The following is a 14,395-nucleotide window of genomic DNA, read 5'->3' as shown; positions in this document are numbered from 1 at the left end:
GATAATTTAGCGATCGCCCACGGCCTCGCACAAATGTCTATCTTCCTCCTTCACATCAGCATTTGTTCGCAAATAATTTCCGACCCAATCGCATCCATACTGGAGGAAATCGAGCTGGAAAATTCGCTCTAGATTCCACACAATTGCTGTGGTATCCTGACTGGCTGAAGCGACTAACTTCCCATCAGGGCTAAATGTCACTCCGAATACCCCATCGCTATGTCCTTTTAAGGTTTCAAGCTCTTGACCATCGTACCTCCAAAGTTTGACAGTACCGTCAAAACTTGCTGAAGCGAGAGTCTTGCCATCGGGGCTAAATGCCACTCCGAATACCCCATTTTTGTGTCCCTTTAAAGCTCTAATTTCTGTACCATCCAACCGCCAAAGTCTCACCATGCTATCCATACCTGCTGAAGCGAGAGTCTTGCCATCAGGGCTAAATGCCACTCCCGCCACCTGACGGCGATGGCTTGTTAAAGTGTGTAGAAGCTTGTAGCTGGGCTTTCCAAATGCGATCGCATTATCCCACTGCCAAAGTTTGACAGTGCCGTCCACACTACCAGAGGCAATGAGCTTTCCATCTGGACTAAAGGCAACTCCATTAATGTGATCGGTATGCCCTGTGAGAGTTGCCAATTGGGTGCCGTCAATCCTCCAGACTTTGACCGTTTTATCCTCACCCGCCGAGGCGAGTGACTGTCCATCTGGATGGAAATCAACGGCGAAGACTCTACCTTGATGTCCAGTAAAAGTCTTGATTAAGGTTCCATCTAGTCGCCACAATCGAACAGTGCTGTCATAACCGCCTGTAGCAATCGTGTCTCCTTTTGGGCTGAAATCTACTCCGAAAACTTTATCAGCTTGTTTGGGAAAAGTGCGAACTAAGCTACCATCAAGCCGCCAAAGTTTAACGGTATTGTCACGACTGGCGCTGGCAATTGTCTTACCATCAGGACTAAATTTTATGGTGTAAATTGATGCTTGATGTCCGTTAAGAGTCTTAAGCAAACTATCATCAAGCTTCCAAAGTGCGATCGGGCCATCCCAACTCGATGAGGCAAAGATTTGCCCGTCAGGACTCCAAGCCAATCCAGAGACGACATCCTTGGCGACTAGCAGGGTTTTTAGCAGAGTCCCGTCAATCTGCCACAGTTTGACTGTTCTGTCTAGACTTGCCGAGGCAAGCAAACCACCTTGAGGGTTAAAAGCGATTTTGGTCACGGCATCGCTGTGTCCAGTTAGGGTTTGAATTAAAGTTCCATCAACATGCCAAAGTTTGACCGTTTTATCGGCACTCGCCGAGGCAATGAGATATTCTGAAGGGCTGTTGGCGTAGCCTGCGCTTGGCGCATAGGCAACATTCATAACTCTATCCGTATGTCCGGTGAGGGTTCGGATCAGTTTACCGTCTGCATTCCAGAGTTTGATGGTTTGATCTTTAGAAGCAGATGCAATAGTTTGACTGTCCGGGCTAAAGGCGACGCTGTTAACTTCATCTGTATGTCCGGTGAGAGTTCTCAGCAGTTTGCCGTCTGTACTCCAGAGTTTAATTGTTTTATCTTTAGAAGCGGAAGCAATAATCTGGTTGTTAGGAGCGATCGCGACTTGTGAAATATTATTGGTATGTCCTTTTAAAGTCTGCCACAAGCTATAACTCGGCTTGACCTTTGGTGAATTTGTAGTATTTTTGCGCCAAAGTTTAACAGTGTTATCCCCAGAACCAGAAGCAATCAGATCCCCTGTGGGGTTAAATACGACTCCCCAAACTGCATTGTTGTGCCCTTGAAGCCTTCCTAGTTTTGTACCGTCTTTTTCCCAAAGATCGATGGTTTTATCGGCAGAAGCTGAGGCAATGAGTTGCCCATCAGGGCTGAAAGTTACATCATTAACCACATTGTTATGCCCCGATAAGTGGTTATAGTCTACTGCTCCATAAACAGCTTGATGGAGAGCTTCTTTAACTGAGCGTTCGAGTTCTGGGTCTACAGCACCTAACTTTTGCAGTTGTCGCTTTCCTCTGATTGCCTCTATGAATGCGTCTAATTTTTGATTTGAGGCGAATAGTGCTTCGGAAGATTTGGCGATCGCTTTGATTTCGCTGACAGCAGTTTGCCGATACTGAAAATACACCGCTAGCCCCAATGCACAGGCGATAATTAATGCTATTGTTACTACAAAAAGCAAAAATCTTTGCAGCCTTGAACTTTTTTTCTCTACCGCTAACCTTTTTTGTTCTTCTGTTAGTCGGGCTTGAATTTCTTTAGCCCGTTCGGCTTCCAATCCTATCTGCATTTGTCTTCGGTCTAATTCTTCAGAAGCGCCTAAAAACTGATAATCTAAGTCACTCAAACTTTTACCCTGAGCCCAAGCTTGAGCATTTTTCAAGGCTTGTCCGCGCAAAAGTCGGGATTTATCTGTCTGCTTGGAAGTTATCCAAGCATCAAAGGCTTGAGAGTAGGGACGCAAGGAAGCGAGATTTTTTTCTACCCATTTTGTGTTAAATACTTCTTGATAAATGGGGTTTCTTACCTGTAAAAACCCCTGGTATTTTACTACCAAACCACACAGCAATAGTTCTACCTGTTCTCGCGAGTCATCGGTGGGGACTTCTACTCCTTGTAAGATTTTTTGATAGATGCCTAGTAGTCTTCCAGCACGTTGCTCATTTCTCAGGATGCGATCGCGGATCGTCTTTAAATGCTCTGGTTCGTCTTGAGATTCCCAATTCTGGATGATGTGCGATCGCACGACTGATTCCACAAAAAATCCCTCTGTGCCCGGTGGAATTGTCAGCACGTCACTGTGAGATTCTCGCGCCGCTATTACTATCAATTGACACAGCTTTTGGCTCAAAAATGGTTGCCCATAAGTCCAAGCTAATATTGCTTTGATAATTGCCTCGGCATTACTAAATACACTCTTTAACCCTTGACTTAAAGGAGAGGCTTCTTCCCAGGAAAACCCGTGCAAATCTACTGATTGGCCGATATTAAAAGGTGTCCGATTTTTATCGGCGATTAAATCGCTGGGTGTAGCTACTCCGAAAATCGCGAAGGTAATTCGGTTGTATTCTGGATTAAGGGCTCGTTGGTTGTAACAATAACGAATCAAGGCAAAAAAATCATCGACGGGAAAATCTAAACTTAAAATACTATCAATCTCATCGACAAATATAATAATTCGCTCCTCTGGAAATCTAGCTAATAATATCTCTTCAATAAATTGACTCAATCTTTGCAATAGAGAAACTTCTTCTTGTTCTTTCCACCAGGTTTTTAAGTTAAATTGCCCTAAAAGATGGAAGCCACGCCATAAATCGCCAACGATTCCTTTGTACCACTGTAAGGGAGTAATGTTTTCGCTACCGATGCGAGTCATGTCGATCGTGCTGCATTGAAATCCTTCTGCTTGCAATCGATGGAAGGTGCGAACAAGAAGGGAAGATTTGCCCATTTGTCGGGAGTTGAGGACGTAGCAAAACTCGCCTCGTTTTAAGGCATCATAAAGTTCGATATCTGCTTGTCGTTCGACGTATGTAGGCGCATCACTGGCAAGACTGCCACCAATTTGGTATGTTACCTGGGTCATGCGGTTTATGGGTGGGTTTAAAGCTGAGTATGTAGAGAATCTCTTTAGCTGTTTCATTCTCCCGAAACCCGCCCGGAACTTAAGTTCGGGGCTAATAGCGAAAGTCGTCTTTAGACGACTATATATTACTATCAGGACTTACGCACATCTAATGGAATTCTGTCATTGTGAGCGAAGCGAAGCAATCTCAAACCTTATACTGCCGTTACAATGCGTAAGTCCTGACTATGTGAGTCGTCTTCAGACGACTTTCGCCATGAGGCAGGGGTTTCAACCCCTGACGGATTGTAGTTTTGAGAGCCATGTTACAGCCGTGCTTTTTAAGGGGGTTTGGGGGATCGACTGCGTAAATCGTATCTAAATAAAGTTGTGCGAACCAAAATAGATGCGGTACAACTCGCAGCTTAGCGTACAGCGGTTGTTATCGATATGAATCAGCCCCATACTAAATAATTTAGAAGCCACTATCGGATCTAATTCCACTCCGTGTTCCGATTTTACCACTTGTTTAAGTGCAACCCCAAGTTCAGGGTACTCTTGCAATGTTGCCCAAAAACTCCGCAAGTAACCTTTATAAATTCCCGCTATTGTGGGAGCTTCTTGTAGTAGCTGATCTAGGGTTACACTGTTTTGACAGAGGTGGTAAAGAGCTAGCCGCACCAGATAAGGATGTCCCCCCACCATTGCCATGAGTCGATCGGCATCGGGGCTATCTGTCCAATCCAGTCCGTGACGCTGCGCTAAAGCAAGTATCTGCTCTTCTGTAAAATAGGGCAATTGCAGCGGTAAACCGACATTAAAAGGCGATTCACTGAGTTTTAAAGGAATATAAATTTCTGTGGAGTGAAGAACGATTAACCTCAGTTTTCCCAAACTTTCAATCCGCTTTGCTTCTTCATGCCAGCTTCGCAGGAGCGGCAAAAATTCTCGGGCAATTTTTGGATATTCAAAAATTATATTTACTTCATTTAAAGCTAACACAAGAGGGGTACTTATTTCTGCTAATACATATTGTTGCAAATAGATGGTACAGCTTACTTTGCTACCCATGTCTTCATCCCAATAATCATCTAATAGAGGTGGTAATTCTAGGTTACGGCTGATGTTGGCACAAAACCAGCGTAAAAATTTATCGAAATTGGCTAAAACAGCTTCCTCGGCTTGCTGAAAATCTAAACTTACAGTTCGATAGTCAAGAGAAGTCGCGCGCTCTAAAATCCGTAGCAGAAGGGAACTTTTTCCCATCTTCCTGGGAGCTTTAATCCGCAGCACACTTCCGGGTTTAGTAATCTCTCGATAGGCCAGTTCTTCAATTAGCGGGTGAGGGATATAAAAGGGCGAATCCAGGGGCACGGGAGAGCCGGGAAATTCTAAAGGTGTTGCTAGGCATTTGCTGCGGGTGAATGCTTCAATTAATTCTCGTTCCTCTGCGGTCAGGGAACGTGATTCTACACAAGAGCGAAAATTTGATTTGCTAATAGATGTCTGCAAGATTTGAGAGAGAGATTGCCACAAAGACGAGGCGATGTTTCTCAGGTAATGCTCTCCGTAATGAGAGCCAGATGCGATACTTGTATAAGTCTTTCCTTCCCAAACTTGGCGGAGTATGATTTCTTGTACGGGATATAAATCTTTTTGTAATCGGACACGAGTTAGCTGTAGTACCTCATCTATCGTCATAACTGGCAATAACCATATAAGTGTATCGTTGATATTATCACTTATGATTGAGTGTAAAGCTCAGAGCGATCGCCGATTGGATTGCGACACGATGCTGTCGCGACATTTTTCAGGGGGTAATTGGTCACATCGGTTAATTCTCCCCCAAAGAGTATCACTATCAATAAAGAATTCCCTCGCGGGGTGGGGGTGGGTGTATTTAACCTGTCTGCACTCTTCAAGAGTACAAGAGTGAACCCACCTCTACAGGCTTTGGAGAATGGTTCTCTTCGTTAAGTGAAATCCGTGACACCCTTTAAATCTGGTAATTTCCCGGTTGTCTGACGGATCGCTGAGTGCTATAACCTAATTTCAATGGGCGCTGGCGCTCCTACTGGAAACGAATCTGCGCTTAGTTTTTCTTGATCGTTGGCCAAAATGTCATGCCGGTGTCACAGTTGGTAGTGAAGGCCGAATTAAAAATGTGACAGTTGACTTTGCGAAAGCTGAGTCGATTGATGTTAATTTAATTAACAGTAGTTTCAGATCGCTGCATTTACTCATCACAAGCGTTAAGTCCAAAAGCATAATTCTTCTTTTTGTGCTAGCAGGTTTTTGGATTTCCCTGTAATCCTGTCTTAAAAAATTTAGCAAATAACCTACTTGATTTAATGCAAATGGTTCATAAAATTTTTCCTAATTATTTTATTCCTCACGGTCATTGCTACTTGTGGAAGCCTGGATTAGTGGGGCTGCACATTTTGTCCGATGGTTTGATAGCCGTCGCTTATTTTTTGATACCGATCACGCTGATTTATATTGTTAATAAGCGGAAAGACTTGCCTTTTGACTGGGTTTTCATGCTGTTTGGCTCTTTTATTATCTGCTGCGGGATTACCCATATTATGGAAATATGGACGCTGTGGCATCCTAATTATTGGTTCTCTGGTTTTCTTAAAGCGATTACGGCGCTGATTTCGCTAAGTACAGCAGCAGTGCTGGTGGAACTAATCCCAAAAATCTTGGCTATTCCCAGTCCCGATCAATTGGCGGTGGCAAATGTAGCTTTACAAAATGAGATTGGCGAGCGCAAACAAGCTCAAGAAGCACTCTCGGAATTAATGCTAGAATTGGAAAAACGGGTGATGGAGAGGACGATCGCTTTAGAATCCACTAATGAACTTTTGCTACAGGAAAATCGCGATCGCTCTTTGGCTGAAAATTCATTGCGACACTCGGAAGCGAAACTACTTGAACGAACTCAGCAGCTAGAGGAAACTCTGCAACAACTTAAAGGCGCTCAAACTCAACTCGTGCAAACTGAAAAAATGTCTTCTTTGGGGCAAATGGTAGCTGGGGTTGCTCACGAAATCAATAACCCTGTTAACTTCATTTATGGCAATCTGATTCCCGCGGAGGAATACATTAAAGATATTTTGGCATTGATTAAGGCTTATCAAGTTTATTACCCCACCCCGGTGCCGGAAATAGCAGACAAGATTCACACTATCGAACTCGATTTTATTTTAAAAGACTTGCAAAAACTTTTTGGTTCAATCAAAATAGGAGCAGAGCGGATTAAGGAGATTGTTAAATCTTTACGCACTTTCTCCCGTTTAGACGAAGCTGATATGAAAAAAGTAAATATCCATGAAGGGCTCGACAGCACTTTAATGATTTTGCAGCACCGCTTGAAAGAACAACCAAACCGTCCGCCAATTCAAGTGATTAAAGAGTATGGAGATTTGCCACTATTAGAATGCTACGCGGGGCAGCTTAACCAAGTTTTTATGAACATTGTTTCTAATGCTATTGATGCTTTAGAACAGAGTGTAGCGCAGGGGGATTTCCCCAACGGCTATTGGGAAAATAATTTCTCTGACAACTTACAAAATACCTATTGCCCACTGCTAAAAATTCGCATCCGCACGCTTTTAGTTGAGGGCAAGTGGGTGCAGATTCACATTGCTGATAATGGCACTGGCATAGATTATGATGCGATCGCTAAAATTTACGATCCATTTTATACAACGAAACCTATCGGTGCTGGTACCGGGCTGGGTTTGGCAATTTCTTATCAGATTATTAAAGCCCATGAAGGTTATTTGCGCTGCACTTCCGAGGTTGGGAGAGGTACTGAGTTTATCATTGAAATTCCTTTGCGATCGCAATTGGGCGATCGCCACCTAGTGCAGAAGCAAGCTGTTATGAACAAGCTGGGTTTAGGCGTTAATAAATAATCCTTAATCCCCAGCTACAATTTTCGGTTTTTTTTATTTTTTGCCTAACTTAGGCATCATCAAATCCATATTATCTGCCAATAACAAGTATTATGTGGGAAGCACTCAAAAATATCTTTTCCCCAACTCAGTATATGCCTCACGGTCATTGCTATCTTTGGCAAACGCCTTTAGTGTGGCTGCACGTAACTGGGGACTTTTTAATCGCGATCGCCTACTATTCAATTCCGGCGATGCTGATTTATTTTATCTTCAAGCGGCGCGATGTTCCTTTTTTAGGAATATTTGCTTTATTTGGTGCATTTATTATTCTCTGCGGCACGGGACACTTGCTAGACATTTGGACGTTGTGGCATTCTGCTTATTGGCTGTCGGGGATTGAGAAAGGAGTTACTGCACTGGTTTCCTGCTACACCGCTGCTTCGATGGTAACACTATTGCCCCAGTTTTTGTCTTTAAAAACCCCCCAAGAATTAGAAGCCATAAATCGCAAGTTGCAGAGTGAGATTGCGGTGCGTGAAGATGCAGAATTAGCGTTGCGCCACGCTTATGATGATTTAGAAATTAAAGTTCAAGAACGCACCGCAGAGTTGACAGAAATTAATGGTTATTTAGAAGCTGAAATAAGAGAAAGAATAGCTGCTGAATCCGCTTTGCGGGAACGAGAAACTAGGTTAACAGAACAACAAAATGGTTTGCTAGAATTAGCCAAAAATTCTAGTATCTACGAGGGAAATATCGGCGAGGCGTTGAGAGAGATTACGCAAATGGCAACTCGTACCCTGAATGTTGAGCGGGCAAGTATTTGGTTTTATCAGGAAGATAAATCCGCGATGTGCTGTGCCGATCTTTACGAACTGACACCCAATCAACACAGCGGGGGTGCAGAACTGAAAGTTGCTGACTATCCTAGCTATTTCCAAGCTTTAAATACAGAACAGGCGCTCGCAGCGGTTGATGCCACAACCGATCCGCGCACCCTAGAATTTAGCGAATCTTATTTGAGGCCTTTAAACATCTCGTCGATGCTAGATGTTCCTATTACCCATAAAGGGCAAATTGCGGGTGTAATTTGTTTAGAACATCAGGGAACGACCAGGAATTGGACGCTCGACGAACAAAGCTTTGCTAGCTATGTGGCGCAGATCGCAGCTTTAGCAATGGAAGCTCGCGATCGCAAGCAAGCCGAGTTAAACTTGCGTTCTGTCACCGAACGCTTGCAATATTTGCTGGCGACTACCCCGGCGGTGATTTTTAGCTGCAAATTAGGGGGAAATTATGACGTAACATTTGTCAGCGATAATATTGTTTCAATGATGGGTTATGAAGCGAGAGAATTTCTTGATGGTTCCCTTGATTGGCATAGCCTCATTCACCCAGACGATCGAGAAAATGTTGCAACTACATTCGCTCAAATATTGGAAAAAGAATCGATTTCCTACGAATACCGCGAACGGCACAAAGACGGTACTTATCGCTGGATATATGATGAGATCAAGTTAGTTAAAAATTCTGCTGGCATACCTGTGGAGTGCGTGGGTTATGGAGTAGATATTACTGCTCGCAAACAGGCGGAAGCAGCTTTGCAGCAACAAGTAAAAAGGGAGCGGCTCGTGAATTCTATCCAAGAGCGGATTCGCTCCTCTCTTAACCTAGAAGAAGTAATGACAATGGCTGTGGAAGAAGTGCGCCAGTTTTTGTCAACTGATAGAACAGTTATTTACCGCTTTAATCCAGATTGGAGTGGATTTATAGCCGTCGAGTCGGTATCCGTCGGTACGATGCCGATTTTGGGAATTGACATTAATGACCCTTGTTTTCGAGAACGCTACGTCTCTGTTTACGAGCAGGGACATCTGCGTGCGATCGACAATATTTATGCGGCAGGCCTTTCAGAGTGCCACGTTAATTTACTGAGTGAGTTGGAAATTAAAGCTAACCTCGTGGTTCCCATTTTGCAAGGGGAAAAACTATGGGGTCTACTCATTGCTCATCACTGCCGCAGTCAAAGGCATTGGAACTCTTCTGAGATAGAATCTCTCCAGCAAATTTCCGTGCAGCTAGCAATTGCCATCCAGCAATCCACCCTTTTTGAACAAGCCAAAACAGAAATTGCCGAACGCAAATTAGCAGAAACAGCATTACAAAAAGCTGTCGTAGCTGCTGATACAGCTAACCGCGCCAAGAGCGAATTCCTTTCTTCTATGAGCCACGAACTGCGAACTCCCCTGAATGCCATTCTCGGATTTAGTCAGGTGATGGTGCGCGATTCATCTCTCAACAATCAACACCAACAGCACCTAGAAATTATTAATCGCGCCGGTGAACACTTGCTTTCGCTAATTAATGACATTTTGGAAATGTCCAAAATTGAAGCCGGCCGAAGTCAGCTTAATGAAAGCAGTTTTAATTTAATGCGCTTGCTAAAAACCTTAGAAGAAATGTTTCGATTAAAAGCTAAATCTAAGAAATTGCAGCTAAATCTTGAAGTGGGTGACGGTGTACCGGACTTTGTTAGTGGAGATGAAGGTAAATTGCGCCAAATTTTGATTAATCTTGTAGGAAATGCGATCAAGTTTACAGAGATGGGTAGCGTTACTTTGCGAGTGAAAAAGAAGGTAGAAAAAAGTTTGGGGGCTGAAACCGCAGAGTTTTCGGGCACACAAACAAAACTTATCGGGGCGGGTTGTGAACATTCCGAAAGCTTAGCGGTTGAAACCGCAGCTATACAAAGAAAACCCGGATGGTGCACTGGTTTTAATCACTCCGAAAGCTTGGCCGACTGTGATTGTGTAGAGGCGAATCACCTTCACCCGGAATTGTTACGCCTTGAGTTTGAAATTGAAGATACTGGCCTTGGCATTGCCACAGAAGAAATGAATAAGTTATTTGAACCATTTGAGCAAACAAAAACAGGTCAAAAATCTCAACAGGGGACTGGATTAGGTTTACCAATTAGCCGCAAATTTGTACAAATGATGGGAGGAGATATTACTGTCAGCAGTACACCTCAGTTGGGAAGTAAGTTTGCATTTGATATTCAAATCAACCATGCCACTCCCACGGAGATTAAAATTCTTAAACCGCAGAAAAAAGTAATTGGTTTAGCACCGAATCAACCAGAATACCGGATTTTGGTTGTTGACGATCGCGCCGATAACTGCCTAGTAATAGAGAGATTATTGTCACCACTAGGCATCCTCGTGCGAGAAGCTAGAGATGGTCAAGAAGCTATTGCGGTATGGGAGGATTGGCAACCGCACCTAATCTGGATGGATATGCAGATGCCTGTCATGGATGGCTATGAAGCCACCAAAAAAATTAAAGCTCATCCTCTCGGAAAACAAACTGTAATAGTTGCTCTTACTGCGAGCGCTTTTGAAGAGGAACGACAAACTATTTTAGGAGCAGGATGCGATGATTTCATGCGTAAACCCTTCGAGGCAAAGATACTATTTGCGAAAATGGAAGAACTTTTAGGAGTACGTTACATTTACGAGGAATCTGTTGATGCACCACGAGAAAATGAAAACGAAATTAGCGGAGTGGATAGGAATCAATCTGTCGAGTCACAACTCGGTCAAATGCCTCTTGAGTGGGTAGAAAAGCTATCTCATGCTGCTCATGAATGTTGCGACGATAAAATTGTCAAGTTGATTGGGGAAATGCCGAGCGAGTTTGCTTTTGCCGCAGAATACTTAACTACTTTGGTGCAGGATTTCCTATTTGACGATATTATAGATATAGCGCAGTCAGCAGTTGCGACGAGGTAAAAATACCAGTTTTCAACTAATCTTAACTTGGGAGGCTATTTTATTTAAAAAAAACCTAACTTTACGCCCCAATACCGTCTCCTTCCCATCTATTTTTAGCAAGGTAAATCGGAATTTCTACCGTTGCTTTTTTTTGAGGTAAACTTCTTAAGTGTTAATATATTATATCTTGACAAACTACCGTGAGCGATCGCATGGACAGCCATCAATATCCTACAATTCAAGCCAACATTTTAGTAGTTGATGATAAACCCGATAATGTGCGGCTTTTATCTACAATCTTGACCGAACAAGGGTATCAGGTTCGTAAAGCGCTGAACGGGCAAAGGGCGATCGCTACAGTGCAAGAGTTTCCGCCGACTCTAATTTTGCTGGACGTGATGATGCCAGAGATGAATGGGTATGAGGTATGTGCAAAGTTGAAAGCTTCACCAAAAACCAGTTCCATTCCCGTGATTTTCTTAAGCGCCTTAGATGACGTTTTAGATAAAGTGAAAGCTTTTGATGTGGGAGCAGTTGACTATATTACTAAACCTTTTCATGGTAAAGAAGTATTGGCACGAGTGGCAAATCAGTTAACTATTCAAAGTCAACAACAGTTACTTCAACAGCAAACGAAGCAATTCCAAGAACTTGTGGAACGTTTGCAAAACGAAATTAAAGAGCGGCAGGGGGTGGAGGTAGCTTTACGGCTTGCTCAAACAAAGTCGGATCATTTATTGCTGAATATTTTACCAGCAGCGATTGTTGAAAATTTGAAAAAGGGCGAGGGTTATCCTGCCCAGAGGTTTGATTCAGCAACAGTTCTTTTTGCCGATATTGTCGATTTTACGTCTATTGCTGCTAGAATGTTACCTCTAGAATTGGTAAATGTACTGAACCAGATTTTTTCAAGATTTGACCAACTAACTGAAAAACACGGTTTGGAAAAAATTAAAACCATTGGAGATGCTTATATGGTGGCCGGGGGGTTGCCTGTGCCGAGGGCAGATCATGTAGAAGCGATCGCGAATATGGCCTTGGATATGCAGGAAGCGATCGCGGATTTTCAAACTGACAGAGGCGAACCATTTCAAATTCGGATTGGCATTCATACAGGGCCGGTAGTTGCTGGCGTAATTGGCACTAAAAAATTTATATATGACTTGTGGGGAGATACTGTTAATGTTGCTTCTCGGATGGAATGTCAAGGATTACCGGGATATATTCAAGTTACTACGGCTATTTACGAATTGTTAAAAGATCGGTATTTATTTGAGGAAAGAGGTGCGATCACGGTTAAAGGTAAAGGAGAGATGATCGCCTATTGGCTAAAGGCTACAAAAGATAATTCAGCGGGTGAAACTGATTATTGTCAAACGCAGTCCACTCCTACCGAACTAATAGAGTACCCAAATACCCGAATTATTTAAGAAGTCGGGCATCTAACGTAGGAACTCTGGATGAACGTCGAGCTAATTATTAAAAAATGAAAATAATTTGCAGATTCCAATTTGTATTTTCCCGGAGGATTTCAATGCGATCGATAAATTCTCGAAAGTAAAACCTGCGTTCTGATTCTGATAAATCGAGCCAAAATTGCGGCAGGGAAACTGTTTGGGCAGTTTCTCGCAAATTTACTGGGGGTAGTTGCGCTAATTTGCTTTGCAGTTCGGCAATTTCGGTGCGGATTTTGTAGGCTCTAAACTCTGCCGTTTCGGTGTCTAATATGCCGCTGTCAATCAGGGCGGGAAGTTGATCTATGATTTCTTGTTTCGAGGCGATCGCCCTGACAATTCCTGCTTTAATTCCATTCATATTCGGCATTTGCAACCCAGCAACAGCATCGGGTAAATCCCGACAAATACCGGCGATGGTTAATTGCAATACTTCATCGTAGGAAAGGCCGCTACATTTAGGCTGTTTTGGACAGTTAATCGGTCGCAAATAAAGGTATTCTTTTTGTTTGCGGTAGGAGGTGACTTTGGCAACTGTCATGGGCGATTTGCATTCTCCACAAATTGCTAAACCTGCGAGGGAACGTGGGGCGCTAGCGCTGCGAGGAGAAAGGCAGCGGTTGCGGCGCAGTAACCTGTCTATTTGGGCGGCTTCTTCTCTGGAAATAATCGGGACGTGGGTGTTAGAAATTACTTGGCCGTTTTGATATTCCAAATCGCCTCGGTAGGCGGGATTTGTCAGCCAGCGGCGACCGGTGCTTACAGAGATTTTCTTGTTGTATTTCTTGGCTAAATACCGCACGGAACCTCGCAAGGAACCGTAAATTAAAAAGTGTTCAAAAAAGTCTTTGACGGTGGGGGCGGTGGTTTTATCGATCGTATAACAATCTTTGCTGCGCCGGTAGCCGTAGGGAGCCTTACCCGGTGGAATCCGGGATTTGATGCGGTTGCGGGCGTGTCCTTTGCGAATACTCCGGCTGTGTTGGCTGCGCTGGATTTCTGCGAGGATTTGCAGCAAGTTTTGGCGGTTTCGCGGTTCTGTTTCTGCTTGTACGATGATTTCGACGCCGAGGTTTTCGAGTTGGGCGAGGTGCGAACACACTTGCTGTACGGTGTCGCCGAGTTCTTCAAAACGCTGAATTAACAGGTATTTGACTGGTTCTGTTTCGCAGTCTTTGAGGAGTTGTTGCAGTTGTTGTCGCCCTCCTAAGTCTTGATAGGTGCGATCGACTTCTTGACCCCAAATTTCCGGTGCGGGTGCTGCTTCGAGTAGCGGTTCGGTGTAAGAATAGGCGATGATTTTCATCTTTTACTCGCTGAGTTCGATGATGTTGCCATCGGGATCTTGGGTAAATAATGCCGATCGACCTGACGCGCTCATTTGGAACGGGCAATTGTGAGCGATTAACTGCTGTTTGGCTGCCTCTAAGTTAGCCACAGAAAATGCTAAGTGTCGGTTGCGTCCCCATTTGGCATGGTCTACGGCATCTGGGATAATTGTTGCACCTAAAATTAGGTGGAGTTGGAACTCGCCGATTTGATACCAGATTCCGGGAAATTTTAAGTCTCGATCGATTTTTTGCAGTTTTAGTACAGTGCTGTAAAAGTGTTGGGATTGTTCGAGGTTGGAGATGAGTAGGGCGCTGTGGAGGGATTGGGTAATTTGCATTTTTGTTGGGATTTATTTTTTTATTGTAAC

The 14,395-nt window shown here is 43.6% G+C and carries 7 protein-coding genes; 3 read left to right on the top strand and 4 right to left on the bottom strand.

Annotated features, from left to right (window positions below):
• Positions 1-6: 6 nt before the first annotated feature.
• A complete protein-coding gene (locus tag QUB77_RS26065; RefSeq protein ID WP_333178740.1) occupies positions 7-3,588 on the bottom strand; it encodes a WD40 domain-containing protein in 3,582 nt (1,193 codons plus the stop codon).
• A 357-nt stretch (positions 3,589-3,945) separates the two neighbouring features.
• The gene (locus tag QUB77_RS26060; protein WP_333178742.1) at positions 3,946-5,268 is read right to left on the bottom strand and encodes an AAA-like domain-containing protein; all 1,323 of its coding nucleotides are present in this window, start codon (positions 5,266-5,268) and stop codon (positions 3,946-3,948) included.
• Between the two features lie 650 nt (positions 5,269-5,918).
• Between QUB77_RS26060 and QUB77_RS26055 the strand changes: the two genes are divergently transcribed.
• The 3 genes from QUB77_RS26055 (at position 5,919) to QUB77_RS26045 (ending at position 12,672) form a co-directional block, all read left to right on the top strand.
• Positions 5,919-7,487: an ATP-binding protein gene (locus QUB77_RS26055; RefSeq protein WP_333178744.1), complete on the top strand. Its 1,569-nt coding sequence runs from the start codon at positions 5,919-5,921 to the stop codon at positions 7,485-7,487.
• Positions 7,488-7,579: 92 nt separating this feature from the next.
• A complete protein-coding gene (locus tag QUB77_RS26050; protein WP_333178746.1) occupies positions 7,580-11,260 on the top strand; it encodes a GAF domain-containing protein in 3,681 nt (1,226 codons plus the stop codon).
• Positions 11,261-11,454: 194 nt separating this feature from the next.
• Complete coding sequence (locus tag QUB77_RS26045) at positions 11,455-12,672, top strand: adenylate/guanylate cyclase domain-containing protein (protein ID WP_333178815.1); 1,218 nt, start codon at positions 11,455-11,457, stop codon at positions 12,670-12,672.
• 49 nt (positions 12,673-12,721) lie between these two features.
• Here the strand turns inward: QUB77_RS26045 and QUB77_RS26040 are convergent, their stop codons facing one another.
• Both QUB77_RS26040 and QUB77_RS26035 read right to left on the bottom strand, forming a co-directional pair.
• Positions 12,722-14,002, bottom strand: a complete 1,281-nt coding sequence (locus QUB77_RS26040; RefSeq protein ID WP_333178749.1) for a recombinase family protein — start codon at positions 14,000-14,002, stop codon at positions 12,722-12,724.
• Positions 14,003-14,005: 3 nt separating this feature from the next.
• Positions 14,006-14,365 carry a VOC family protein gene (locus QUB77_RS26035; protein WP_333178752.1) on the bottom strand — a complete coding sequence of 120 codons (360 nt, stop codon included), beginning with the start codon at positions 14,363-14,365 and terminating at the stop codon, positions 14,006-14,008.
• Positions 14,366-14,395: the final 30 nt, after the last annotated feature.

It is taken from the genome of Microcoleus sp. AT9b-C3, assembly GCF_036705485.1.
Classification (GTDB): domain Bacteria; phylum Cyanobacteriota; class Cyanobacteriia; order Cyanobacteriales; family Microcoleaceae; genus Microcoleus.
Note: the sequence above shows the minus strand (reverse complement) of the source record. Positions and strands in the feature narration are given on the sequence as shown.